The organism is Serratia sp. ASV30 (genome assembly GCF_016428815.1).
Lineage (GTDB): Bacteria > Pseudomonadota > Gammaproteobacteria > Enterobacterales > Enterobacteriaceae > Chania > Chania fonticola_C.
Window position 1 is genome coordinate 76,043 of the sequence record NZ_JAELTL010000008.1, and the last position, 24,373, is coordinate 100,415.

General features: G+C 55.1%; 23 protein-coding genes. 7 read left to right on the forward strand and 16 right to left on the reverse strand.

The genetic code is table 11. The annotated features are described in order from the left end of the window. Positions 1 to 15: 15 nt before the first annotated feature. Complete coding sequence (locus JHD74_RS05255; protein ID WP_199061946.1) at positions 16 to 1,641, reverse strand: TIGR04028 family ABC transporter substrate-binding protein; 1,626 nt, start codon at positions 1,639 to 1,641, stop codon at positions 16 to 18. A 166-nt stretch (positions 1,642 to 1,807) separates the two neighbouring features. Beyond that, complete coding sequence (locus JHD74_RS05260; protein ID WP_024528150.1) at positions 1,808 to 3,103, reverse strand: MFS transporter; 1,296 nt, start codon at positions 3,101 to 3,103, stop codon at positions 1,808 to 1,810. A 303-nt stretch (positions 3,104 to 3,406) separates the two neighbouring features. Here JHD74_RS05260 and JHD74_RS05265 point away from each other — a divergent pair, with 303 nt between their 5' ends. Beyond that, the gene (locus tag JHD74_RS05265) at positions 3,407 to 4,123 is read left to right on the forward strand and encodes a FadR/GntR family transcriptional regulator (protein WP_024528149.1); all 717 of its coding nucleotides are present in this window, start codon (positions 3,407 to 3,409) and stop codon (positions 4,121 to 4,123) included. 81 nt (positions 4,124 to 4,204) lie between these two features. Here the strand turns inward: JHD74_RS05265 and JHD74_RS05270 are convergent, their stop codons facing one another. Beyond that, on the reverse strand, positions 4,205 to 5,458 hold the full coding sequence (locus JHD74_RS05270; RefSeq protein ID WP_024528148.1) for an enolase C-terminal domain-like protein: 1,254 nt from the start codon (positions 5,456 to 5,458) through the stop codon (positions 4,205 to 4,207). Positions 5,459 to 5,840: 382 nt separating this feature from the next. Here JHD74_RS05270 and JHD74_RS05275 point away from each other — a divergent pair, with 382 nt between their 5' ends. The 3 genes from JHD74_RS05275 (at position 5,841) to idnD (ending at position 9,125) form a co-directional block, all read left to right on the forward strand. Then, positions 5,841 to 6,611, forward strand: a complete 771-nt coding sequence (locus JHD74_RS05275; RefSeq protein ID WP_024528147.1) for an SDR family oxidoreductase — start codon at positions 5,841 to 5,843, stop codon at positions 6,609 to 6,611. Between the two features lie 106 nt (positions 6,612 to 6,717). Further along, the gene (locus JHD74_RS05280; protein WP_199061948.1) at positions 6,718 to 8,064 is read left to right on the forward strand and encodes an MFS transporter; all 1,347 of its coding nucleotides are present in this window, start codon (positions 6,718 to 6,720) and stop codon (positions 8,062 to 8,064) included. A 14-nt stretch (positions 8,065 to 8,078) separates the two neighbouring features. Then, positions 8,079 to 9,125: an L-idonate 5-dehydrogenase gene (gene idnD, locus JHD74_RS05285; protein ID WP_024528145.1), complete on the forward strand. Its 1,047-nt coding sequence runs from the start codon at positions 8,079 to 8,081 to the stop codon at positions 9,123 to 9,125. A 37-nt stretch (positions 9,126 to 9,162) separates the two neighbouring features. On the opposite strand, the gene JHD74_RS05290 is transcribed toward idnD, so the two are convergent. Continuing rightward, positions 9,163 to 9,792, reverse strand: coding sequence for an alanyl-tRNA synthetase (locus JHD74_RS05290; protein ID WP_024528144.1), 630 nt, complete (start codon positions 9,790 to 9,792; stop codon positions 9,163 to 9,165). An 85-nt stretch (positions 9,793 to 9,877) separates the two neighbouring features. Between JHD74_RS05290 and JHD74_RS05295 the strand changes: the two genes are divergently transcribed. After that, positions 9,878 to 10,834, forward strand: coding sequence for a LysR family transcriptional regulator (locus JHD74_RS05295; RefSeq protein ID WP_081375903.1), 957 nt, complete (start codon positions 9,878 to 9,880; stop codon positions 10,832 to 10,834). Here the strand turns inward: JHD74_RS05295 and alkB are convergent. Then, positions 10,796 to 11,443 carry a DNA oxidative demethylase AlkB gene (gene alkB, locus JHD74_RS05300; RefSeq protein WP_024528142.1) on the reverse strand — a complete coding sequence of 216 codons (648 nt, stop codon included), beginning with the start codon at positions 11,441 to 11,443 and terminating at the stop codon, positions 10,796 to 10,798. The two genes, JHD74_RS05295 and alkB, sit on opposite strands and share 39 nt — an antisense overlap. A 138-nt stretch (positions 11,444 to 11,581) precedes the next feature. Here alkB and rarD point away from each other — a divergent pair, with 138 nt between their 5' ends. After that, on the forward strand, positions 11,582 to 12,463 hold the full coding sequence (gene rarD, locus JHD74_RS05305; protein ID WP_199061950.1) for an EamA family transporter RarD: 882 nt from the start codon (positions 11,582 to 11,584) through the stop codon (positions 12,461 to 12,463). Between the two features lie 10 nt (positions 12,464 to 12,473). Here the strand turns inward: rarD and JHD74_RS05310 are convergent, their stop codons facing one another. From JHD74_RS05310 to citC, 9 genes are all read right to left on the reverse strand, one after another. Further along, positions 12,474 to 13,169, reverse strand: coding sequence for a 4'-phosphopantetheinyl transferase superfamily protein (locus JHD74_RS05310; RefSeq protein ID WP_199061952.1), 696 nt, complete (start codon positions 13,167 to 13,169; stop codon positions 12,474 to 12,476). 83 nt (positions 13,170 to 13,252) lie between these two features. Then, positions 13,253 to 14,485 carry a bifunctional glucose-1-phosphatase/inositol phosphatase gene (agp, locus tag JHD74_RS05315; RefSeq protein WP_098930584.1) on the reverse strand — a complete coding sequence of 411 codons (1,233 nt, stop codon included), beginning with the start codon at positions 14,483 to 14,485 and terminating at the stop codon, positions 13,253 to 13,255. A gap of 144 nt (positions 14,486 to 14,629) precedes the next feature. Next, entirely contained in the window at positions 14,630 to 16,093 is a 1,464-nt protein-coding gene (locus JHD74_RS05320) for an anion permease (RefSeq protein ID WP_199061954.1), read from the reverse strand. A gap of 31 nt (positions 16,094 to 16,124) precedes the next feature. Then, positions 16,125 to 17,018 carry a triphosphoribosyl-dephospho-CoA synthase CitG gene (gene citG, locus JHD74_RS05325; RefSeq protein ID WP_074031945.1) on the reverse strand — a complete coding sequence of 298 codons (894 nt, stop codon included), beginning with the start codon at positions 17,016 to 17,018 and terminating at the stop codon, positions 16,125 to 16,127. Next, positions 16,999 to 17,547, reverse strand: coding sequence for a citrate lyase holo-[acyl-carrier protein] synthase (gene citX / locus JHD74_RS05330; RefSeq protein ID WP_024528136.1), 549 nt, complete (start codon positions 17,545 to 17,547; stop codon positions 16,999 to 17,001). The genes citG and citX overlap by 20 nt, the downstream gene beginning before the upstream one ends. Before the next feature lie 4 nt (positions 17,548 to 17,551). Further along, positions 17,552 to 19,057 (reverse strand): citrate lyase subunit alpha, encoded by a 1,506-nt coding sequence (citF, locus tag JHD74_RS05335; protein WP_074031944.1) that lies wholly within the window; start codon positions 19,055 to 19,057, stop codon positions 17,552 to 17,554. Beyond that, positions 19,057 to 19,950 (reverse strand): citrate (pro-3S)-lyase subunit beta, encoded by an 894-nt coding sequence (citE, locus tag JHD74_RS05340; protein WP_115650749.1) that lies wholly within the window; start codon positions 19,948 to 19,950, stop codon positions 19,057 to 19,059. Before citE ends, citF begins: the two co-directional genes overlap by 1 nt. A gap of 7 nt (positions 19,951 to 19,957) precedes the next feature. Beyond that, positions 19,958 to 20,266 carry a citrate lyase acyl carrier protein gene (gene citD / locus JHD74_RS05345; RefSeq protein ID WP_024528134.1) on the reverse strand — a complete coding sequence of 103 codons (309 nt, stop codon included), beginning with the start codon at positions 20,264 to 20,266 and terminating at the stop codon, positions 19,958 to 19,960. Next, positions 20,263 to 21,336, reverse strand: a complete 1,074-nt coding sequence (citC, locus tag JHD74_RS05350; RefSeq protein WP_065683284.1) for a [citrate (pro-3S)-lyase] ligase — start codon at positions 21,334 to 21,336, stop codon at positions 20,263 to 20,265. Before citC ends, citD begins: the two co-directional genes overlap by 4 nt. Before the next feature lie 323 nt (positions 21,337 to 21,659). On the opposite strand from citC, the gene dpiA reads away from it, so the two are divergent. Next, complete coding sequence (gene dpiA, locus JHD74_RS05355; protein ID WP_024528132.1) at positions 21,660 to 22,346, forward strand: two-component response regulator DpiA; 687 nt, start codon at positions 21,660 to 21,662, stop codon at positions 22,344 to 22,346. A 75-nt stretch (positions 22,347 to 22,421) separates the two neighbouring features. On the opposite strand, the gene JHD74_RS05360 is transcribed toward dpiA, so the two are convergent. Together JHD74_RS05360 and JHD74_RS05365 are read right to left on the reverse strand one after the other, a co-directional pair. Further along, a complete protein-coding gene (locus tag JHD74_RS05360; RefSeq protein WP_199061956.1) occupies positions 22,422 to 23,405 on the reverse strand; it encodes an ABC transporter permease in 984 nt (327 codons plus the stop codon). A gap of 2 nt (positions 23,406 to 23,407) precedes the next feature. Beyond that, positions 23,408 to 24,346 (reverse strand): ABC transporter permease, encoded by a 939-nt coding sequence (locus tag JHD74_RS05365; protein WP_233169450.1) that lies wholly within the window; start codon positions 24,344 to 24,346, stop codon positions 23,408 to 23,410. Positions 24,347 to 24,373 lie beyond the last annotated feature (27 nt).

Below are 24,373 nucleotides of genomic sequence, written 5' to 3' on the forward strand. Positions count from 1 at the left end.
TCCTCGAATATGGCGTTACCGTTTCTCTAACCACGCGCCATAGAAACTTGGCCGACCCACGGCTTCAAAGTTGACGCCTTTCAGATAGGGAGCACCGGCAAAGACCTGCGGCTCTTCAAAGAACGGGATCACATAGGCCTGATCCAGCAGATACTTTTGAGCCTCACCGGCAATCTGTAAGCGCTTGGCCGGGTCCACTTCAGAGGCGATCCCCAGCAGCAGTTGGTTCAGCGAGTTGTCGATAAATTTACTGTTCTGGCTGGTGCCACCCTGCTGCAACAGGCCATCACGATTGGTGGGATAAAACTGGCTTTTAATCACATCGGGATCGGCACGGCCCACTTCTACCACCGAAGCTGGAGTCTTTTGCGGATCGAGGTTATCCGCCACCCGGCTACCTGCATCGCCTGCCAAGATATTCAACCGCGCCCCCACCTTGCCCCACTGCTGCGAGACCAATTGCAGCACCGCCTTGTTTTGCGGCTGTGGCAGCGACTCGTACACCGTTAACAACAGCTTCTTACCATCCTTCTGGCGCAGGCCGTCGCTGCCCTTTTGCCAACCGGCGTCATCCAGCAGGCGGTTGGCCTTCGCCAGATCGAAAGTCAATTTGTCGGAGAGATCGACAAAACCGGCTGCCGAGGAGGCAATCACCGATTTGGCTTGTGGGTAGTTAGCAGAGAACAGCGTATCGACGATCTGTTTGCTGTCGGTGGCATGCAGCAGCGCTTGCCGCACGCGAATGTCGGCCACCAGCGGATTGTCTGGTCTGAAGGCAATGCTGTCGTTGACGCCACGGGTTGGCGCGGCATAGATCGTAAAGCCCTGATCCTGGGTTTGCTTCTCATCGTAAGCCTGGATCTGGCGAATAAAGTCCGCCTGTCCGGCCTGCAACGCACCAATTCGCACGCTGTCTTCCGGAGTGACGATCACCTTGATGGCATCCAGATTGGCCCGCCCTTGCTGAGCCAGCTTGGCCGGTCCCCAGTGATAGTCTTTACGTACGCTGAGATCGACCTCGCGCCCCAGGGTTTCACCGCTCACCACAAACGGGCCAGAGCCGATAATATGGCGCGCATCACCCAGTTCATCGTATTGGCGGTTCAGCGTGCTGAGCGACACCAGCCCGGAACCGATGGTCGCCGTACCTTGCAGGAAGCCTGGGGATGAGCGTTTGAAATAGAATTTGACCGTCAGCGGATCGATGACCTCACTGTGGTCATAGTTATTGATCACCTCGGAAACCGGCAAGCGCAGCGATTTATTGCCCAAACCGTAGGTATCAAAGTTCTTCGCTACCGCGTTGGCATCCAGCGGCGTCCCGTCGGAAAACGTCACGCCGGGGCGGAGTTTGAAGGTATATTCCGTTTTATCGGGGTTGCTGGACCAGGACTCGGCGATCCAGGGTTCGATCTCCAGCGTCTTGGGGTTCTGGTAGGTCAGCTTGTCGGTGATCTGGTTAAGGATACCGCCGTTGGGATAAAACCCGCCGGAAGGGGGATACAGATTGGTATGGGCCTGCTGCTCCAGATAGATCAGAGTGCCGCCCTGCACCGCCGCGATGGCCGGGCTCGCCGCAGCCGCAGCGCCTAAGACCACTGCCAGTCCGCTGGTTAACGTCTTGAAAGGAAAATTAAACATGGGTGCCGTGCCTTCTTTATGTCGGTTTGTTATGGGGTAGATAACAAACCAAAATGGCACGGAGTTGAACGAACTAATTTCGCTAACTAATGATGGAAAACGCACAAGGGCAAGTCGCTGGCAGCCACTCCATGCAGGGCCGGGTGGATAACCGGCCCTGCATGAATCAAGATATTGCTACTGCTCTTGATACGCCAGTCGCCGAAGGTTTATTGCTAAAGCGGGTGAACGCCGTCAACACCACTGCAATTACCAGCGAGGTTCCCATAAAGACGTATGACGCCTGCGGTCCATGGAAAATCCCATTCAGATACCCGACTATCCATGCCCCAACGAAGGAACCCAACGCCCCAAAGCTGACAATGAACGCCATGGCTCCTGCCATCACGTTACGTGGCAACAACTCTGGGATAGCGGCAAAGAATGGCCCATAAGGCGTATACATCGCCCCACCGGCGATAACCAGAAGAATATAGGACAGCCAGAAGTGGTTGGATCCCAACGTAAATGAAGCGCAGAAACACACCGCCCCCAGCCCGAGGAATAACAGCACAATCAATTTACGCTGTTGGTATTTATCAGAAAAGTAAGAGGCCGTGAGCATCAGCGGTACCGCCAACAGGTACGGTGCGGCAGACAACCAACCGGTGGCGACAATGCCCATACCGGATGCGGTTTTCAGGATCGACGGCAACCACATGATGAAACCGTACATGCCAATATTCCAGAAGAAGTGGATAAATGACAGTGACAACACTTTACGAGAACGGAACGCTTCACCATAGTTCTTGATCGGTTTCATCTCGGCCTGCTCAGCCAATAATGCCGCTTCCAGATCGATCTTCTCCTGTTCACTGAGCCATTTAGCGTCGGCTGGACGATCCACAAAGATCACCCACCAGATCGCCGCCCAGATAATGGCAGGCACACCTTCGATAATAAACATGCCACGCCAGCCGAAGGCATCCACCAAATAGCCGGAGAGAATCGACATCCACAGCACGGTGATTGGGTTCCCCAGGAACAAGAAGGTGTTGGCCTTCGAGCGTTCCTGCTTGGTAAACCAGTGACTAAGGAATACCAGCATCGCAGGCATCACCACACTTTCTGCAACCCCTAACAAAAAGCGGATAACCGCCAATGCGGCTACGCTGTGCACCATACCGGTCGCGGTCGCCAAAATCCCCCACAGTATCAGGCTCCAGAAGATCAACTTTTTCGCACTGCGCTTTTCCGCATAGATGCCGCCAGGCACCTGGAAAAAGAAATAGCCCAGGAAGAATAGCGCCCCTAATAGCGAAGACATACCTGGCGTGATATTCAGATCCTGCGCCAACCCGGAAGCGGCACCAAAACCATAGTTGGCGCGATCCAGATAGGCCAGACTGTAGGTGATAAATGCCAGCGGGATCAGTTTTCGCCAGCGAATCGGGGCCAATTTTTTTGGCAAACTCAAGCTCATAATTCTTTTCCCAACGGTGATTAATGTTCAGCAGCCTGTTCATCCATTGGCCGCGTTCGTTGCTAATCCATGTGATTAAGAACCTGTCATACATTAACCTGTATGACATCATTCATGTATAAAAATGCGACACATGTCCACCTTGATCAATAGCCAATACAGCAATTTTAAATCTCGATCACAAAATTAATTTTCTGCCGTTACGTCAGAGCCAAGACACAAATTCAGTCGCCACCGCTTCACACCCAAGGCCGAGCGTGCTATACCACAGGCATGTTGTAGGACAACCTGATGACGGAGCTTATGAGCATTCAATCGATCCAAAAACACAATGTGGTCAATGCGGTTTACGAGCAGATCAAAGAAAAACTGCTTGATGGCAGTTGGCCTCCGGGGAGTAAACTCCCCTCTGAAGCTGAGCTGACAGTCTCCTTCAACGTTAGCCGCGTCAGTATCCGCAGTGCAGTACAACGCCTGCGTGATTTGGGGATTGTGGTCACTCAGCAAGGCAAAGGCAGTTTTGTCAGCAAAAACCTCAACCAGCAAAGCCTGCTCAATGAACAGCAACCCATCATGCACCTCAGCCGCGAAGAGTTTCACGACATGATGGTGTTTCGCCAGACGGTTGAATTCAAATGCATGGAACTGGCGGTGCTAAACGCCACGCCAGAAGACATTACCGCGCTGGAACAAGCGCTAAACCGCATGCTGGTCAACAAGGATGACTATAAGAAATATTCCCAGGCCGACTTTGACTTTCATCTGGCGATCGCCAAAGCATCACAAAACAAGGTGTTCTACAGCGTGATGAACTCCATCAAAGATACCTATTATTACTATCTGGAAGAGCTGAATCGCGCCTTGGGCATCTCGCTGGAAAGCGTTGAAGCACACATCAAAGTCTTTATGGCGATCAAAAACCGTGACTCGACCACCGCCGTTGCAGTGCTGAATGAAGCCATGTCAGAAAACGTGACGGCAATTGAAAAGCTGAAACAGTCAACACCAGATGCCGAGTGACGTTTCACCCCCTCCCCCAAATTGAGGAGGGGCATCACCTTTCACGGATGACAAATGTCGTTTCCAGGTCGGCCCCTGAGCTTATGGCCGGGAAGCCGTGCCGTCTGGCGTGCGCGCCATGGTCCAGGAAGGAATACCGCCAACGCAGGGATACTGCGCCGCTTTCTTCTCATCAATATCAATCCCCAGCCCTGGGCGATCGCTCAGATAGGCATAACCCTGCTCGATTTCCGGGCAGCCTGGGAACACTTCACGCAACGCGTCATTCACCGGCGTATATTCCTGGATGCCGAAGTTGGTTATGCTCATATCAAGGTGCAGGTTGGCGCAAACGCCCACTGGAGAGATATCTCCAGGGCCATGCCAGGCGGTACGTACACCATGGATCTCACTGAGAGTCGCCAGTTTTTTCGCTGGCGTAATACCGCCAATGGTGCTGACGTGGCAGCGGATATAATCAATCAGATTATTGGTGATCAGCGGCCTCCAGTCATTGATATTGGTAAACAATTCCCCCATTGAGATCGGCGTAGAGGTTTGCTGGCGCATGATTTTAAGCCAGTCGATATTTTCGGGTGCCACCGGATCTTCAAGATAGAACAGCTGGTATTGCTCTAAGGTTTTTGCCAGTTGAATGGAAGCGATTGGCGTCACGCGCTCGTGAACGTCATGGATAAACTCGATGCCGAAACCTAGCTTGTTGCGCAGGTGGTCAAACAGGCGTGGCACGCTTTTCACATAGGCTTCCGGATCGAAATAAATCCCCGGCGTGCTGGAACGTGGCGAACGTTTGGGCTGGATGTTTTTGGCCCGAGCCAACTGAGTAGCGATCAGTTTCAGATCGTCTGTTCCCGCCCCACCATACATGCCCATCTGGCAACGTACGTATTGATAACCCTCTTCCATACGGGCACGAATGTTATCTTCCACCTCAAATTCGTCACTGCCGTCGGTATGCACATACAGCGGGATGCCGTCACGGCATTGCCCCCCCAGCAACTCATACACTGGCATGCCTGCCAATTTGCCCTTGATATCCCACAATGCCATATCCACACCGGATAGTGCGTTGTTCATGATCGGGCCACTGCGCCAATAGCCGCTCACGCAGGCAGACTGCCAGATATCTTCGATTCGCGCCGGATCTTTGCCAATCAAAAACGGTGCCATGTATTCATCAATGGCAGTTTTCACCGCGTGAATACGCTGGGTAAAGGTAGCGCATCCCAGGCCATAAAGCCCCGGTTGGTTGGTTTCTACTTTAACCACGGCCAAATCAATGCCGCCCGGTGCCGTCAGAATGGTTTTCACCGCAGTGATTCTTAGATTACTCACAGTAACTCCTTAATTTAAAAGCCTGAGCTGTTAACTTCATCATTCATAACTGGCCGCCAATGCTTTACGGCGAACCACTAAGACCAGTCAGATCTACCAACTCAATGGTTGTCCTACAAGTTATTTCACTTATATCACCGAATATTTTTTTACCAAACCAAACAGATTTGATTTTGTGCGCTAGCACACAAAGCTCGTCAAAAAACCATCATATAACTGTTTTATAATAGAAAAATAGTCCACTAAAATAATGTTTTGTGATCTTCATGGCAAAAAACACTCAAGCGCATTGATTTAAACTCCGCCATAACCCAGTTTAAATATGAATGATGTCATACAAGTTAACACTGTCCATTGATAAGACCACTAATGAGGATTTGCTATGTCTGCTGCACTATTTGATTTGACTGGGAAAACGGCACTGGTAACGGGGTCCGCCCGAGGTTTGGGATTTGCCTATGCGGAAGGTCTGGCGGCCTCGGGAGCCAGCGTGATCCTGAACGATATACGCGAAGAGTTGCTGCAAGGCTCGGTCGCCAAGTTACGCGACAAAGGTTACCAGGCGCACGGTGTGGCATTTGACGTCACCAATGAAGAGGCGGTAGAAAACGCCTTTGCCGCTCTGGAACAACAGGGATTGCGGGTGGATATCCTGATCAACAACGCTGGTATCCAATACCGTAAGCCCATGGTTGAGCTGGAACTCGAACAGTGGCAACGGGTGATCGACACTAATCTGACCAGCGCATTTATCGTGTCCCGCGCGGCGGCAAAACGTATGATCGCCCGAGGCAAAGGCGGTAAAATCATCAATATCGGCTCACTCACCAGCCAGGCAGCACGCCCTACCGTTGCCCCATACACCGCGGCCAAGGGGGGCATCAAAATGCTGACCTGCGCCATGGCCGCCGAATGGGCCGAATTCAATATTCAGACCAACGCGATAGGCCCAGGTTATATCCTCACCGACATGAATACCGCGCTGATTGAAAATAAAACGTTCGATGCCTGGGTCAAAGCCAGCAACCCGTCTCAACGCTGGGGCAAGCCGGAAGAACTGATTGGCACCGCCGTATTCCTCTCTTCTGCCGCTTCCGACTATATCAACGGCCAGATCATCTACGTCGATGGCGGTTGGTTAGCCGTGCTGTAACCGTTCTACATTCGACTTGTAAGTGCTTTTACCCACAACTCAAGGTTGTGGGTAGCACTGCTGTATCCGGCTGTTTGTAGAATCAACAACTGACCAGGACAATAAAATGAAAGCAACAAAGTCGCGATTCTTTATTCTGTCGCTGTTGTTTATTGTAACGGCGATAAATTATATGGACCGGGCCAACCTGTCCGTCGCTGGCAGTAAAATTCAGTCCGAATTTGATTTGAGCTCCACCCAGCTTGGCCTGCTATTTTCCATGTTTACCTGGTTCTATGCCGCCAGCCAGATCCCGGTAGGCTACGTGCTGGATCGTATCGGCTCACGTATTCTGTACGGTAGTGCCATTATTCTGTGGAGCGTCTTCACCTTCCTGATGGGGTTTGCCTCGCATCACCTATTCGCTACGGCAACGGCGTCCTTCCTGATGTTGCTGGCCTGTAGGGCATTAATCGGTATTGCTGAAGCGCCCTCCTTCCCTTCCAACACCAAAATTATCGCCACCTGGTTCCCCGATCATGAACGGGCACGGGCAACGGCAATTTACTCCAGCGCACAATACATCGGCCTGGCGCTGTTAACCCCAGCACTGTCGTTTATCGTTGCGGAATATGGCTGGGAAATGTCGTTCTATCTGTCTGGCGGCGTCGGCATTCTGTTCGGTATTTATTGGTTACTGAAATATCGCGATCCTCAGCATAGTCATGGCACCAACCAACAGGAGCTGGATTACATTCGCGAAGGGGGTGGCTACGGCTCGAAAAACCAGGCCAACGTCAGTGAGAAAGTCCGTTGGAGCGATATCAGCTTCTTCCTGAAGAATCGTACCATCTGGGGCCTGTTTATCGCCCAGTTCGCCTGCTCGTCTACCCTTTATTTCTTCCTGACCTGGTTTATCGTCTATCTGGAAAAAGGCCTGAACCTGTCCATTGCCAAAGCCGGTCTGGGTGCTTCCTTCCCATACCTGATGGCGATGGCCGGGGTACTGTGCGGCGGAACGCTGAGCGATATGCTATTGAAAAAAGGCAAGTCACGGACTTTTGCCCGTAAGTTGCCGGTAATGAGCGGTTTATGCCTGACCATGGTGATCTGCCTGGTCAATTTCTTTGAGGATCGGCCGGTTATCGCTATCGCTATCCTGTCTATTGCCTTCTTCGCCAATGCCTTCTCCAATCTTGGCTGGGTGGTATGGAGCGATGTAATACCCCGTAACTTTATCGGCACCATGGGCGGCTGTCTGAATATCTGCGGCAATCTCTCCGGTATCGTCAGTCCAATCGTGATCGGTGTGATCTTGCAACGTACCAACAACTTCCAGTATGCGATGTGGTATATCTCCGCCGTCGCGCTGGCTGGCCTGCTGGCCTACACCTTCCTGGTGGGAAAAATCGAAGTGATCGTTCCGCCCAAAGCTGAAAAAAACCTCCCACAGCGCACCGCGCAAGAACTCTAATTGAGGCCAAAAACATGAGTAACCAACAGAAAATCACCTGCAAAGCCTGCTTCGCATTCGGTGAAAAAGATGTCCGTGTCGCACAGCGTGAACTGGAATATAGCGATCGCGAGGTTCTGGTCAAAGTCGAGTGTGGGGGGATTTGCGGTTCCGATATTCATTACTATCAGCATGGCCGCGCCGGAATGTCAGTGCTTAAGCACCCTATGGTAGTAGGGCACGAATTTGTTGGCGTGGTGACAAAAGCCCCTACCGGTTCTGCATTGCGCGTTGGTCAACGGGTGGCGGTCAATCCATCACAGCCTTGTAACGCCTGCGAATATTGCCTCTCCGGCCAGCAAAACCTCTGCTCATCCATGCGTTTTATGGGCAGCGCTCAATTTAATCCACACGTTAACGGTGGCTTCTCTGAATACGTGACGGCAACCGAGGCGCAGTGCATCCCTTACGATAAGGTTACTCCCCAGGTGATGGCATTCGCTGAACCGACAGCGGTGGCTATCCATGCGGTGAACGTGGCTGGGCCGCTGGTTGGCAAGAAAGTGCTGGTGATCGGAGCTGGCCCGATAGGTTGCCTGATCATGGCTGCAGCCCGCACTGCGGGAGCAACAGAGATCGTCGCCTCCGACGTCAGCCCCCGTTGTCTGGAACTGGCCTTGGCCATGGGGGCAAGCGCCACTTTCAACCCGCTGGAGAACGGTAGCAGTGAGCTCTATCAAGCCAACAGAGGGTATTTTGACGTAGTGTTTGAGGCCTCAGGTAGCCCGGCGGCAATTGCCTCAACCGTTGCCTTGACTCGCCCGGCAGGCAAGGTAGTTCAGGTTGGTATGGGGGCCGCCAGCGTAGAATACCCGGTTATGCCAATGCTGGTGAAAGAAATCCGCTGGGTCGGTTCCTTCCGCTTTATCGATGAGTTCGCCACCGCAGTGGCCTGGTTGCAAGATGGCCGCATCAACCCACTCCCCTTACTCAGCGGGGAATATGCTCCCGAAGCAATCGAAGATGCCCTGATCGCCGCCGCAGATAAAACGTTATCTTGCAAAGTACAGATCAAGTTCTGATTTAATGCCCTGCGGAGGGCAATATTTGCCCTCCGATTTACTCCACCTGATACTGCACAATCAACTGCCCTTTCTTCATCTTGACGGCGGTGATTTGCACCTTGCCCAACTCCGCCAGCGAACGAACATGGGTGCCACCGCAGCCATAAGCTGGCAGATCGCCAAACCCGACCTGACGGACGCCTTGCTGCTCTTGCTGCCTTCGTGGCAAATCGGCGGCGATCAAATCCATCAACCGTTGCTGCAAGTATTCCTGTTCCAACACTGTTGTCTGCGCACCCGGCGCAAAGGTGATACGCCCTTCCCCCGGCCAGTGGTGGGCTTTCACCGGCTGCCAGCCTTGGCCCTCCCCCAGCCAGCCAATCAAATGCCCGGCAGAATGCCAACGGGTATGCAGGTGACGTTGTTCACCGTCGATCTCCAGCGTGACCAGGCCACAAGGCAACGGCTCGGCCAGATAATGGAGTAATTGATCGCCCTGCGCGGCAACTCGTAACACCGCTACGCCGCCGATCGTGCCGCTATCGCTTGGCTGCCCGCCGCCCTGTGGGTGAAACAGTGTGGCATCCAACTGCACCGCATAGCTGCCATCCTCTTGCGCCGTGCAGGACAATACCCGTGCCTGGAGCTGCAAATCATCGTGATAATAATAAAGTCGTTCGGTCATGGGGTTCTCTCCTGGTTAACGCCGTTATTATATTCGTGCCATAATCGGCTGATAATCCGTCTTCACTACAATGGACCTTTGCGCCATGAGCACAAATCTTTCCAGCGCACTGCTGGTTGAAATGGCCGTTTTTGTTCAGGTGGTGGAAAGCGGCAGCTTCTCCGCCGCCGCCCGCCAGTTGGGCAGCTCCCCTTCTGCCACCAGCCGCAGCGTTGCCAGGTTGGAACAAGCGCTGAACGTACGGCTGTTGCACCGTACCACCCGCAAACTGCGCCTAAGTGAGCAAGGGGAGGCCGTGTTTCAGCGCTGCCGCACCATGCTGGATGCCGCCAACTCAGTGTTGACCATCAGCGGCCAGGGCAGCTCAGAGCCGGAAGGGACGATCAGCGTCAGCGTGCCGAAGGCCGTCGGGCACTTTGTTCTGCATCCTCACATGCCGGCGTTCTTGCAGCGCTATCCGCAGGTGGATGTTCATCTACGGTTGGAAGACCGCTACATGGATTTGATCGACGATCGGGTCGATCTGGCACTGCGCATCACCGACCGCCCGTCACCGGGCCTGATCGGTCGCCCGTTGATGACCATCGAACATTTGCTCTGCGCCACTCCGCATTACCTGGCCCAGCAGGGCACGCCGCGTCACCCAAGAGACCTGACGGAGCATAGCTGCATATATCTGGGGGAGACGCCCAGCGACGCACGCTGGCGTTTTCGCCGCAACGGCAAGACGGTTTCGGTCAATGTCCGGGGGCGCTATGCCGCCAACCACACAGGGGTTCGGTTGGACGCGGTGAAACAGCATATTGGTATCGGCAGCCTGCCCTACTTTACCGCCCACCAGGCGCTGGCCAGCGGTGAGATTGTGCAGGTGTTGCCAGAATGGGATTTCCTCAGCAGCTATCATGGCGATCTGTGGCTGCTGTATGCCCCAACTCAGCATCTGCCCCCCAAGCTGCGGGTGTTTATTGATTATCTGGTGGCCAGTTTAGGCCAGGAACCCGCGTTAAAGCGCCTTGCGCAGGGTGATATTGATGCGGTGTGACCCCACCAGTGAATGATAACCCTCTTTCACCGGCATGATGCCGTGGAAACACAATCGCGACGGGCCGCCCCAGACCACCACGTCACCGTGGGCCAGGGGGATGCGCTGCGTTCTGTCGCTACGTTGCAGGCCACCAAACTGAAAAACGGCCGGTAGCCCCAGCGATACCGAAACGATCGGTGCCGTAAAATCATGCTCGTCAATATCTTGATGCAGCGAAAGCTTGCTGCCCGGATCGTAGCGATTCATCAGGCAGGAATCCGGGACGTAATGACCAAACCCGGCTTGCAAAGCCGCTTCATCGGCCAAAGCCAGCAAAATTGCCGGGATTTCTGGCCAACTTTTGCCGGTTCCGGGATCGCGCTGCGAATAGCGGTAGCCATTACTGTCGCTGTTCCAGCCGTTGCCGCACCAGCTCATGGCCACCGACATGGTGAAACCGCCCGGCGTGGTCATATGCCGCCAAGGCACCTGTGCCACCACGCCGTTGACCGCCGCCAGCAGTTCCGGCCCGTGATCGCGAACAAAACCGTGCAATACCACCGCCCCCGGCGCGATTTCCTCACGCCAGGGCGGTGGCAGCGCATCTTCAAACAGATCGATTGTCATCGCCTTTACCTGGATAAATACACAGGTGTAATTCTAACCGCTTGGCCGTTGTTGTCCAGTCCGGCGTAATTCATTGTTGTTAGAGCTAAATAACCTTAGAGTAGCCACAGGAAATTCCATTAATAATCAGGAACGCTGGTGATCAAGGGCATCATACTTTCCGTCGTCGCTTCCCTGCTGTTCGGCGTGATGTATTACTACACCTCAATGCTAACCCCACTCGACGGCGAGGAAATCTATGGTTGGCGCACCTTGCTGACGCTGCCGTTTCTGACGCTGTTTATGCTGCTTTCCGGCGACTGGGTGCGGGTGAAAGAGATGCTGAACTGGCTACGGCAGCGCCCGCATCGCGTGCTGTTGTTACTGCTCACCACCTCAATACTAGGAGTTCAGTTGTGGCTATTCCTGTGGGCACCGCTGCACGGTATGGCGCTGGATGTCTCACTCGGCTATTTCCTGTTGCCGCTGACCATGGTGTTGGCAGGGCGAGTGTTTTTCCGCGATCGCCTGTCTGTGCTGCAAAAGATGGCGGCCCTATGTGCACTGGTTGGCGTAGGTAATGAGCTGATCCAGGTGGGCGGGGTTTCCTGGTCAACGCTGGTAGTCGCGTTAGGCTATCCCGTTTACTTTATTCTGCGCCGCCGCTTGGGCACCGATCATTTGGGCGGACTGTGGTGTGAGCTGACGCTGATGCTGCCGGTTGCCGCGCTGTTTGCCCTTGGTGGCTCAGAACCGCTGGCGGCGCTAACGGCCAAACCGCTGCTATATTTGCAAATCCCGCTGTTGGGCATTATCAGCGCGCTGGCGCTTGTGTGCTATATCCTGGCCAGTCGCCTGCTCCCTTTCAGCCTGTTTGGCCTGTTGAGCTATGTAGAGCCGGTATTGTTGGTGATCGTCGCACTGCTGTTGGGTGAAACCATTAACGCCAACCAGTGGCTGACCTATCTCCCGATCTGGCTGGCGGTCATGCTGCTGGTACTGGAAGGTGCACGCCATCTGCTACGACACCGAAGGAAGTAAAACACTGATTTTAAAAATAAATCAATGTTGTGACAGCGTCACCTTGCAGCCAGAAACGCCCGCTAAAGCGGCGGCCTGAGTGGCAAAGCGGCGTCAGCGTCTTTTGCAATTCCAGCTCGAAGGTCTGCGCCTGCATATCCAGCTGGGTCACCCGCGCATCCATAAAATCAAAGTAGCAGCGCACCTGCGGGTAAAGCGCCTTGAACAGGCTTTCCTTGGCGGAAAATACCAGCGTCAACAGCAGATTAAAGGGTTGTGGCCGTTGGCGTAACCACTGGCATTCGTCCTCATTGACGATGCCGCTCCACAACTCTTCTGCTCGTGCAGGCGGGATCTGCGTTTCCACGTCAATACCCACGCCACCTGCCCCACTCTCATGCTGAGCTGCGCACAGCGCTGTATCGCTGTTGTGACTGATCGCCCCGGCAATCCCAGCGGGCCAGAGCGGTTCACGCTTCTCCCCGCGCAATAAAGTAAAATCCTGATGCCCCAACTCTGCCAGCACCCAGCGTGCCAGATAGCGCCCGGCCAGATATTCGGCCTTACGTTTGGCGACTGCTGGTGCGACATGTTCAGGGAAATCGATACCGACGGCAGCAAACAGATCGTCGTGGTAATCCGCGACAGAGAAGTGACATTGCGCGATCAGGCCAGCAAAGCCGTCAACCGGCAATAATTCAGCATTGAGAATAAAAGAAGAGAGCACGTTTCATCCGTGATAAGGGGTCCGTTGAGACAGTATATACCGCGCGGCTGGCCGGGGCGAAACGGTTCGCCCCGGCAGCACTGTTAATGCAAGACGTCCTTCATGGTTTTTTCAAAGTCGCTCCAGGCACAGAAGCCATCTTTATCGACCGGGCAGCCTTCCAGCGCCAGTGTGACGCGCTGCGGAGGGGTGTTCAGCGTCAGCGGTTCGGCATTACGCAACTGTTCGGTTGATTGGTAGACATACTCAATCTTCAACAGATCGCGATCGCCTTTGCCATCGTGCCAACGTTGGAACACCAGCTTGCCGCCAATCGGGGTCTTCTCATACTGCTTCGGCAACGCATACGGCTTGAACTTCATCGCTGACAGCAACGAAGCGATGTTGGAATCATGCCCTACCAGCACGGTCAGCTTCGGTGAATCCGCCTTGCGCTCACTAATCAGCGCCGAGTTGATATAGGTCAGCAGCGGTTTGGCAACGTTCTGGGCGACGACCGACGAGGTGAACAGCGAATCCTGATAGCCATCTTTCAGCTTGGCCAACTGCTGCCACTGGTGCGGCGTCACAATCTTGCCCCAGGCCACGTCTTTCATCGGGAAGCCTTCGTAATACTGCAGCATAAAGGCATCCACCAGCGAGTTACCCACTTTCAGCGGGCCAGAAACGCCTGGCTCTTTCCCCGGCACCGCGCTCATTTTGTTCGGTTCAGTGGCCAGGTTGCACTGCTTGTCAGTCTTGCAGGCGGGGGAGTCTTTGTAGTCGATGATCTGCTCGAGCTGTTTGTAGGAGGCGTCCAGCTTCAGCGATGCCAGCTCGGCATTCATGGCGCTCAACGCCTGCTGGTTAAAGGTTTCGCTGCTGTTGGTGATAATCGGGTTGAAGGTCGGATCCATCTCCCCCATTTTCTCCTGATGATGCACGCTGATGTCGCAGCCTGGGAATGCACCGTTGGTAAAGAACTGCGCGGTGGCTACCGTGCGTTGCAGGCTGTTGGCATACACGTAAACGCTGTCAGCGGCTGGGCAACCTTCCTGCGGCAAAATGCCCGCTTGCTTGAGCCACGCGTTGAAATAGTGGCCCATATACACTTCCAGCACGCCGCCCTTGGTGGTCAGCAAGCCACCTGGCGTATCCCACTGTGGCCAGGCTTTCGGCGTGGACTGGGCCAGCACGCTACCGTTGTTCGCCAGCGGTGCGCGCAGGTTATGGCGGCTCATCACCAGCACCTGTTCCAGTTGATAACCGTCGTTCTCGGCAAAGGCGGTGCCGCTGAACAGTAAAGGCAGGCAAAGGAGTAACGTTTTTTTTCTCATCCGCAGAGGTTCCCTAAATATGATTATTTTGAATAGGTTAACGTTGGTTTTGTATAATGACGGCGTTCGACATGAAAGTGTGTGACGGGCGTCACGGGCGAAGGGATTGCAACAGCGGCCATCCGTGGATGGCCGCCGATTAACTTAATACCACAGGCTAAGAATTGGCCAGCCGATCAACAGCAGCGCCGCGATATACACCACGCCGAGGATACCGCCAAGACGCCAGTAGTCTTTCGACTTCACATAGCCGCAGCCATAGATGATCACCCCTGGGCCAGTGGCATACGGGGTCAATACCCCCATGATACCGATAGACAGCACCAGCAGGATGGAAAGGTGCTCCATCGGCACGCCTGGCAAGCCTTTACCTACCGCCAGGATCATCGGCAGCATGGTCGCGGTGTGGGCCGACAGGCTGGCAAACAGGTAGTGCGCGTAGTAGAACACCAACACCAGCAGAACGACCGTCATCTTCGGTGAGAAACCGTCCAGATGGGTGCTCATGGTGGTGGCAAACCAATCGATAAAGCCGGAGCGGCTCAGGCCACTGGCCATCACCACCAACGTTGCCAGGTTAACCAGGGTATTCCAGGCACTGGAGTATTTGGTGATGTCTTTCCAACTGACCACGTGCAGGGCAAGCATCAGCGATACCGCCAGCAAGCACACCGTTGTCGCATCCAAAATTTTACCGCCGAACACCCACAGACACAGGCTGAGTAACACCAGGCCGATCAGGGTATATTCTTTGCGGGTCAGTTTCCCCATCTCCCCCAGTGCCTTATTGGCCCAGCCAGCCACTTCATCGCTGTGGGTAACGCCTGGCTTGTACAGGTAGTAGGAAATCAACGGCGCAACGATCAGCAGCAGCAGCCCAACCGGCAGGAAGGCCAGGAACCATTGCATCCAGGTGATATTGATCCCGGCAATCTTGTTGACGAACTCGATGCCCAACACGTTAGGTGCCGCACCGGTCACAAACATGGAGGAGCTGATGCTGGTCCCCACCACCATCATCCACATCAGATAACCACCGATGCGGCGCGAAGAAGGATCGTTCGGGAAGGAATCAAACAGCGGTGGCAGGTTCTTCACCACCGGGAAGACGGTGCCACCGGTACGCGCGGTGTTGGACGGGGTAAACGGCGCCAACATGATATCGATGATCACCACCGCGTAGCCCAGCGTCAGGGTGCGTTTGCCCATGAACTTCACCAGGAACAGCGCGATGCGTCGCCCTAACCCAGTGGCTTCATAGCCCAGCGCAAAGATAAAGGCCCCAAACACCAGCCAGACGGTGGTACTGGAGAATCCGGCCAGCCCCCATTTGAGCGCCTCTTTACCGGCTTTAAAGCTGGGATTGGCCAGCTCTTCGGCGCCAAACAGCACCCAGTTGGAACTGAGCACGCTGACGGTCACGGCAATAAAGCTGATCGCCGTGGCCGGGATCGGCTCCAGGATCATACCGACGATCATCGCCACAAAGATGGCAAAATAACGCCAGGCTTGCGGTGGCATGCCCTCCGGCGTGGGTATCATTAACAGGACGGCAAGCACCACCAACGGGGCGATCGCTTTCCAGATTTTCTCTTTGGTTTCGGACATGGACACTTCTCCTGAAGGCTTCGTTATTTTTTTAAGCCCCCGTCTGCGGCAACTGCGCCAACAGCCAGGTGACTATCAATAAATCGGCACTGCCGCCGGGGCTGAGATTGCGGGCGATGCACGCGACGTCGAACTGCCGCAAACGGGCAATACCCTGTGCAGCACCAGCCCCTCCCTGTGCCAATAACTGGCTGGCATAGTGTTGTAACCAGCGCAGCCCCTTGATGCCGCCCCGCGAGGCGACGTTGGTATCATCGTTATGCGCCATCAGCCACAGCAGGCTGTCCAGCAGCGCGACCTGCTCGCCACACCCACTGGCGATCCTCTGGCGGTAGAGCGGCAACGAGCCGCCAATCACCCGCTGAAAGCCGGATTCAGCCTCACCACGGGCACCGCTCAGGCCAAATTCGGCAAATAACCGTTGCCCTGCCGTCTGGCCCGCGTTGTTGCGTTGCAGCTCTCGGCTAACCAACCCGCGGCACATCTGGGCCACTTCGCCACACAGGCTTTGGGCGTCAGTCTGCCGTTGTTGTTGCTGTAAACGGCCAAAGGCGCAGCACAACAGCCCTAGCGAGAACACGCTGCCTTTATGGGTGTTGATGCCGCCGGTAGCACGGAACATCTGTTGTTCACAGGCCATACCCAATGGGCGCAGGCGCGCAAGCTGCTGCTCGACGGACAAACCGGCATCAGCCATACCCTGGCGGATAAAATAGGGCAGCCATCGACCAATCGCCCGCGAGCTGCGGTAGAAGTGGCCAATATCCATGTCGCGATGCGCGCCGTTGTTGTGGCGATCGACCAACCCCGGTTTCGGCGTCAAGTTGACCTCCACCAACAGCGCTCGATAGGCGTTGCGGGCAAAGCGCTGGCTGTGCGAAAGATCTGTAACCGTCGGCTGCCAATCAGGCTGGGAGTGCATCATTGAGCATCCTTTCCATTGCATTGAGCAGTTGTTCGGTGCTGTGGCTCTGTTGGCGGGCGCAAATCTTGGCTGGCTGATTGCACAGCAGACAGCTGCGTTCAGGCAGACCAAGTTCGCGCCGCGACAGGATCTTCCCTTGCGGGGTCAGCACATCGATATCCCACAGGCGGCCAATCGGCTGCTGGATTTCCAGCTGAATGGCCGCCTCTTTCACCGCACGGGCATCGGCTTGCAGCGCCAGATAGCCTTCGCAGCCAGTGGGCAGCCCCAAGGTCTTCTGCTGCAAACAAAGCCAGCCTTGCTGGCGATACATCTGCTGCAAGGCCTGCCTACCCAGGTTGAACACGCGCCGCGTCATGGGGCTGTCTTTCACCGCCCCCGGCACCACCAGAGTGAGCACCACCAGCGTGGCGGTAGGATGGCGCGCCAGCCACGCCTGTTGCCGTGCCTGCCGGCATTCACGGCTGGAAAGCAGTTCGGGCAAACTTACGGCGCGGCTAGCGGCCAATTCGGGGGAGATGTAAGCCATGGCGTTACTCCGCGACCTGATGTACGACGTCAATCACCGAACCGTCGCGATAGCGCACCACGGCCACCACGTTATCGGTAAAGGCGATCGGTTTTGGTTCGCCGGTCAGTACCAGCGCACGCTCACGTAGCCATTCGATGGTGACCACCTGCAGACCAGCATCGCGTAACCTCTGCGCCAACTCTGGGCGGGCCGGGTTAACGGCAATACCGTGGTCGGTCACCAGAATGTCGATGCTGGAACCCGGCGTCACGCAGGTAGTCACCTGCTCAACCAGCGTAGGAATACGACCACGCACCAACGGCGCGACAATAATTGCCAACCGCGCCGCCGCTGCGGTATCACAGTGGCCACCTGAAGCGCCACGGATCACCCCGTCGGACCCGGTCAGCACGTTGACGTTAAAGCCGGTGTCAATTTCCAACGCACTCAGCACCACTACGTCCAGGCGATCAACCGACGCGCCCTTGGAGCTGAAGTTGGCGTACTGATTGGCGCTGATCTCGATATGGTTTGGGTTGCGAGCCAATGACATGGCCGCCGCGCGGTCAAAGCTCTGCACGTCCAGCAGTTTGCCGATCAGGCCTTTCTCATGCAGATCCACCATGGTGGAAGTGATGCCGCCCAGCGCAAAACCGGCGCGGACGCCACGGGCACGCATCTTGTCTTCCAGGAAGCGCGTTACGGCCAGCGAAGCGCCGCCGGTGCCGGTCTGTAAGGAAAAGCCTTCGGTGAAGTAACCAGAGTCAACGATCACCTCGGCAGCACGGCGGGCAATCAGCAGCTCACGCGGGTTGGAGGTCATACGCGTGGCATCGGCACCGATCTTGTCCGCATCCCCTACTCGCTCCAACTGCACGATCAGATCGACCTGATCCTGTGCCAGACTGGCGGGATGATGCGGATAAGGCACGATCGCTTCGGTCAATAGCACTACGCTACGGGCCGCGGCGGCATCCACCTTGGCATAGCCGAGCGAACCGCAACAGGCATCGCCGGTGTAGCCATTGGCATTGCCGAACTCATCGCAGGTAGGTACCCCGAGGAAGGCTACGTCGATCTGCAACTCACCCGACTCGACCAGGTTGACCCGGCCACCGTGCGAGTGAACCTGCACCGGCTCTTTCAACAAGCCGCGCGAAATGGCGTCCGCCAAAGGCCCACGCAGGCCGGAGGTATAAATACGGCTCACCACACCATTGCGGATATGACCGACCAGTGGCGCATGGCAATCGGTCAATGAACTGGAGGCCAGCGTCAGGTTGCGAAAGCCCATCTTCGCCAGCACATCCATCACCTGGTTGAGGGCCAGATCGCCACCACGGAATGCGTGGTGGAAAGAGATGGTCATGCCGTCCTGCAGGCCGCTGCGGCGGATCGCCACTTCCAGCGACTCGCAGCGTTTGAGATCGCGCGGTTTACGCGCCTGCAGGTTGGCCTTGGAGGCTTCCTGATAAAGCCGCATCTCGGCGTGATTGTTCAAGGTCATCAGGCGTTGTTGGCGTTTCATCATGCTTCCTCGCTGTGGTTCGGTTCTTCACGCACGCCGGAAAGCGCTGCGCGTTGCAGTACCAGACGGGCCCGTTCAATCACCGGGCTATCGACCATCTTGCCGTTCAGCGAAACCACGCCACGCCCCTCTTTTTCTGCCGCTTCTGCCGCATCGACCACTCGCTGGGCATGAGCCACTTCTTTGGCGGTTGGGGCATACAGGTTGTGCAGCAGTTCGATCTGACGCGGGTTAATCAGGGATTTACCGTCAAAGCCGAGTTGTTTGATCAGCGCCGCTTCCTGTAGGAAACCCGCTTCGTTGTTGGCATCGGAATAGACGGTATCGAACGCCTGGATCCCGGCGGCGCGGGCGGCCTGCAACAGTGAGCAACGGGCAAACAGCAGTTCAATGCCTTCCGGCGAGCGCTCGGTACGCAGATTGCGTACATAGTCTTCGGCACCCAGCGCAATCCCAATCAACCTTGGGGAAGCCTGCGCAATCGCCACCGCGTTGGTGATGCCCTGTGCGGACTCGATCGCCGCCAGCAGGCCAGTGCTGCCGACCGGACGCCCACAGGCACGTTCAATGGCGGCGATTTCACGCTCCATATCCACCACGTCCTGCGCGGTGTCGGTTTTTGGCAGACGGACGATATCCGCTCCGCCACGCACCACCGCTTGCAGATCCGCCAGGCCATAGGCCGAATCCAAGGCGTTAACGCGCACAATAGTTTCTACTTCCTGATACAGCGGGTGTTGCAGTGCGTGATACACCAGGCGACGGGCCGCGTCTTTCTCACGCAGGATCACCGAGTCTTCCAGATCGAACATCAGCGCATCGGCCTGATAGATAAAGGCGTTGCTGACCATGGCGGCATTCGCCCCCGGCACGAATAGCATGCTGCGGCGCATGCGGTGTTTATTCAGCGTTTTCACGGCGTTCCTCCCAAGGCAACGTGGCGGATTCGCTGGCACGCATCAGCGCGGTTTCCAGCCGTGCACGCAGCACACAGTCCAGTGCGCCTTTATCGTCGACGATCACCTGCACCGGCGGCACGTCGTACTGCTGCAAAACCTGCAACAGGGTGTGGCGGATGGCATCGCCGAACTGTTTTTCCACGCTGCTGGCAATCAGCAGATCGTGTTCCGGGCCTTCTGCTGGCGCGATACGGACCATGACATCGCTGGATTCCAGCGTGCCGGCCATTGCTTCTCGGATTATTTTCATTGTTCACCTGATTGTGCGGACTCAAATTCTTGCGGTATTGGCTTGGCCCGGCGCTGTGCCTGCAGATCCTGCAGGTAGTACAGCGTGTCTTTCGGCACCAAAGGCGCGGCGGCATGGAAGTCTCCCGCAGCCAGCAGCTTGCGCACCCAGGAGGCAGAGATCGCCGTGCCCTGATACTGCAAGCGCTCAATTTCCACCAGATCGATCGGTGGGCTAGGCAACGCCGGAGTTTCCAGCCAGTAGCGCATGTCGCGGTTGTATTTCGCCGTGACGGCGCAGAACGGTTCGTTGCCGACAAATCGATGCGTGATGCCCAACGCGGGGGCCAGATACTGGCGGAAAATTTTCAGATCGATCTCGGTGTAACAGTCGTCGGCAACCCCCTGCTCTTTAATGAAGTAGCAAGGGAAAGTGGCGCGGGAGATCACGTATTGAGACCCCTCATGCACCGTCAGATTGGTGATCCCCTCGGTGCCCTTCAGTACCAGATTGCGGCGATCTTCATACGGGAAGCGCGAGGTGTTTTCTTTCACCAGGAACAGATGCAGCCAGTCACAGCGGGCGGCAGCTTCCCGCACCAGATATTGATGGCCGCGGGTAAAGGGGTTGGCATTCATCACGATGCTGCCAATGGTGTCGCCCGGCTGGCGCTCGCTGGCCAGTTGTGCGGCGTAACGCTTCAGGCGGCACGGGCTGTTTTCCATCAGCACCACGATGCCCGGCACGCTGGCAATCGGGTAGAAACCACACTGGCGAAACAGCGCCTCATTCTGCACTTTGGTGTAGATAAACAGCTGGGTGTGATGGCGCTCATAGGCCAGATTCACCAGTTCGGTCGCCAATGATAACGCCAAGCCTTCACCGCGCATTTGCGGGCTGATGGCCACGCATTTGATAATATTTTCGGCGATACCTCCGCAGGCAACCAATTGCTCGCCCTGGGTCACGGTGATAAAAACCTCGACCGTGGTATCAATATTCAGATCGTTACTTCGCAAAAAAGCATTAATTGCCGCTATATTTTTGTGATCCGATCTTTTCACCCGATTAAATACGGCATCGCCCAACATGTCAGTCTCTCTAAAATAACTTATCAATAACATTTGAAATACAAAATCCCATTAGAGTTAACATCAAGGCGTAATAAAAACCTTAAAAACCATCAAGTTGAAATGGTCTATAACGCGAACGGGGTATTTAATGGCGCCATGTTAAACACAAATAACGCTCTGATTATTGACCTATTTCACAATCTACCCGCAGTAAATAAGTTGTTTAATGGTTTTTATTTACTTAATTATTTTTATAGTTTTTATTAGCGACATAGTGTTTAATTAAATAACCATCTCGATGACATTTAATTAGCAGCGTAATTAAGCTACGGGGAATTAACATGGAATGGCTAAATATTCTGATTGTTGAGGATGAAACGCCGTTGGCAGAAATGCATGCGGAATTCATCAAGCAGAATGGCGGGTGCCGGCAGATTTGGCTGGCGGGCACCCTGGCACAGGCACGTACGATGACCGAACGTTTTAAACCCGACCTGATCCTGCTGGATAATTTCCTGCCGGACGGTCAGGGCATAGAACTGCTGCGCGAGCTGACGCTACAAGGCTACGGCGGTGGCATTGTGTTTATCACCGCCGCCAGCGATATGGACACCGTGGCCGAAGCGCTGCGCTATGGCGTGTTCGATTACCTGATCAAACCCCTGGCCTATGACCGCCTGGCGCAAACCCTGCAACGCTTTAGCCAACGGCGCGAAGCGCTGAAAGACACCGCGCGGGTCAACCAACGCCGTATCGATGAGATGTTCAATACCTACGCCCGCGGTGGCGATCAGACCGCGTTGCCCACCGGCATTGATGAGCTGACGCTGATGAAGATCCGCGCTTTGTTCGAAGATCCGCAGGTGCGCCATACGGCGGAAAGCGTGGCACAACAGATCGGGCTGAGCCGCACCACTGCCCGGCGTTATCTGGAGTTTTTCAGCGCCAACGATCAATTAGTGGCGGAGATTATTTACGGCAAAGTGGGCAGGCCCCAGCGGATCTATCGTTCTGCAAGCAATGGCTAAACAGGAGCGCCCAACATACCGTGATGTAGTGGGCTGCTCCTGGGGCTGTCGAACCAGTTTGGTGAACTTGCACTATCACTGCAACGGCTTGTTCTGCCTTAAGAAACGCAATGCTGGGACTTTTGCCCCTTTGACAAAGATAAACGCCAGCAGTAGCGATCCCCACAGTGCCATGGTGATATAGCTACTGACTCCCATGATATTTAGCCCGCTCTCCAGCATTTGTAACAGGAACAGCGCTAGCACAATGCCGAACACCTTGCCAAATCCACCATCAGGATTTACCCCGCCTAATACCGTCGCCAGGATAGTGATAAGCAATAGTGACTCACCGTAGGAGGCTTTGGCCGAGTTGAGTTTGGACATCATCAGCAACGCCGCGACGGCACACAGTAACGAGGAAATGACATAGACCCAAATCAGCGTGCGGCGGGTATTAATCCCAGAGAAAAAGGTGGCTTTTTCGTTGGAGCCGGACAGGTATATCTGTCGGCCCAGCGGGGTTTTGGCCAACATAAGCCAAAGCAGCAACGCCACCACGGCAAACAGATAAAGCGGGACTGGAACCCCAAGGAAATAGCTGCGATCCAATGCCAGCACATAGCTCGGAAAGTTAGAAATCGCCGAGCCTTTGGAGATCAGCACGTTCACCCCTTTGAGCAAGGTCATGATGCCCAGTGTCGCCAGAATTGGGGATACCCGAACCACCGAGATAAGCACCCCATTGATGATCCCCACCGCCAAGGCAACCGACCCTCCCGCCAACAGCATCACTATCAATGAACTGAACGTTGGCTCAAGATGGGTACACACCCAGGCCATCACCAACGCACTGGCGTTCGCAGTGGCAATAATGGATAAGTTGATGCCACCGGTCAGCATGGTGATCGCCATCGCCAGCGTCAATATCCCCGCGACGGGGATCTGTGAGGCGATGGATTGAAAATTGGCCGCAGACCAGAATACCTGTGGGATCAGCACACTGAACACGCCCGCCACCAGCGCCAGCAGTGCCACTAACCAGCGCTCGGTATGATCACGTTGAGTTGTTTTCGACATGGTTATATCCCTACCTTATGACGTTGGCCCCAGGCTGTCACACTGATGCTGATGACGATCACCAGACCGATCACCACGCTATGCCAGTACGACGAAATACCCAGTAAATTCAAACCATTTTGTAATATTGCCAGCAGGATCACCCCGAGCAGAGTACCGGTTAGGGTACCCCGCCCGCCGACAATACTGGTCCCGCCCAACACCACCGCCGCCAGCACGGTGAGTTCATAACCGAGCAACGAGTCCGGTGCCACCGTCAAGACGGTATAGGACTGCACCACACCGGCAATACCGGATAAAAACCCCATATAGCCATAAACAAACAGTTGCAGCTTAACAATGCTGAACCCCATGCGGGATGCCGCTTCCTGATTACCGCCCAACGCATAAATTTGCCGGCCAATGCTGGTGCGAGTCATCACCAAGGCAGTGATGATAATCGTCGCCAGCAAGGTCAAAATGGGCAGAGAAAGGCCATAGTCATAGCCATCAGCGGCGGTGAAAGAGAACAGCATAGGCCCATGTTCGAACCATTCTGGATAGGTATACAGCCAGACACCCCGGCTGAGATACAGCAGCAATCCGTAGAAGATATTCAGCGTGGAAATGGTAATAATGATGGACGGCACCCGCAGGCGATTAACCAATAGCGCATTGATCACCCCCAGCAACAAGCCGATGCCTCCCGCCAGTGCGAAAGCCACCGGGAAATTACCACCAAACTTCACAATGAATGTCACCATGACATATTGCGAGATAATGGTCATTGCCGGGAATGAAATGTCAATACCGCCAGAAATCAAAACGATAAAAAAACCACACGCCAAAATAGTTAGCATGGCGTAGTTATTTATCAAGTCATAAATATTGGCGAGCGTCAGAAATTCTGGGCTGGTGAAAGCAAGATAAGTCGAAATAATCAATATGGTAAAAGCCAACATAACTTCATGGCGTTTCAGATGCTCTTT

Bases quoted from the DNA above. Each gene is read 5' to 3' on its own strand.
- agp (WP_098930584.1), bottom strand. From the start codon at position 14,485: ATGAGAAAAAAAACGTTACTCCTTTGCCTGCCTTTACTGTTCAGCGGC.
- alkB (WP_024528142.1), bottom strand. From the start codon at position 11,443: ATGACAATCGATCTGTTTGAAGATGCGCTGCCACCGCCCTGGCGTGAG.
- dpiA (WP_024528132.1), top strand. From the start codon at position 21,660: ATGGAATGGCTAAATATTCTGATTGTTGAGGATGAAACGCCGTTGGCA.
- JHD74_RS05280 (WP_199061948.1), top strand. From the start codon at position 6,718: ATGAAAGCAACAAAGTCGCGATTCTTTATTCTGTCGCTGTTGTTTATT.
- citX (WP_024528136.1), bottom strand. From the start codon at position 17,547: ATGGCTTACATCTCCCCCGAATTGGCCGCTAGCCGCGCCGTAAGTTTG.
- JHD74_RS05295 (WP_081375903.1), top strand. From the start codon at position 9,878: ATGAGCACAAATCTTTCCAGCGCACTGCTGGTTGAAATGGCCGTTTTT.
- citG (WP_074031945.1), bottom strand. From the start codon at position 17,018: ATGATGCACTCCCAGCCTGATTGGCAGCCGACGGTTACAGATCTTTCG.
- JHD74_RS05320 (WP_199061954.1), bottom strand. From the start codon at position 16,093: ATGTCCGAAACCAAAGAGAAAATCTGGAAAGCGATCGCCCCGTTGGTG.
- JHD74_RS05255 (WP_199061946.1), bottom strand. From the start codon at position 1,641: ATGTTTAATTTTCCTTTCAAGACGTTAACCAGCGGACTGGCAGTGGTC.
- citF (WP_074031944.1), bottom strand. From the start codon at position 19,057: ATGAAACGCCAACAACGCCTGATGACCTTGAACAATCACGCCGAGATG.
- citD (WP_024528134.1), bottom strand. From the start codon at position 20,266: ATGAAAATAATCCGAGAAGCAATGGCCGGCACGCTGGAATCCAGCGAT.
- citC (WP_065683284.1), bottom strand. From the start codon at position 21,336: ATGTTGGGCGATGCCGTATTTAATCGGGTGAAAAGATCGGATCACAAA.
- idnD (WP_024528145.1), top strand. From the start codon at position 8,079: ATGAGTAACCAACAGAAAATCACCTGCAAAGCCTGCTTCGCATTCGGT.
- JHD74_RS05365 (WP_233169450.1), bottom strand. From the start codon at position 24,346: ATGTTGGCTTTTACCATATTGATTATTTCGACTTATCTTGCTTTCACC.
- JHD74_RS05290 (WP_024528144.1), bottom strand. From the start codon at position 9,792: ATGACCGAACGACTTTATTATTATCACGATGATTTGCAGCTCCAGGCA.
- JHD74_RS05265 (WP_024528149.1), top strand. From the start codon at position 3,407: ATGAGCATTCAATCGATCCAAAAACACAATGTGGTCAATGCGGTTTAC.
- citE (WP_115650749.1), bottom strand. From the start codon at position 19,950: ATGCGCCGCAGCATGCTATTCGTGCCGGGGGCGAATGCCGCCATGGTC.
- JHD74_RS05260 (WP_024528150.1), bottom strand. From the start codon at position 3,103: ATGAGCTTGAGTTTGCCAAAAAAATTGGCCCCGATTCGCTGGCGAAAA.
- JHD74_RS05360 (WP_199061956.1), bottom strand. From the start codon at position 23,405: ATGTCGAAAACAACTCAACGTGATCATACCGAGCGCTGGTTAGTGGCA.
- JHD74_RS05275 (WP_024528147.1), top strand. From the start codon at position 5,841: ATGTCTGCTGCACTATTTGATTTGACTGGGAAAACGGCACTGGTAACG.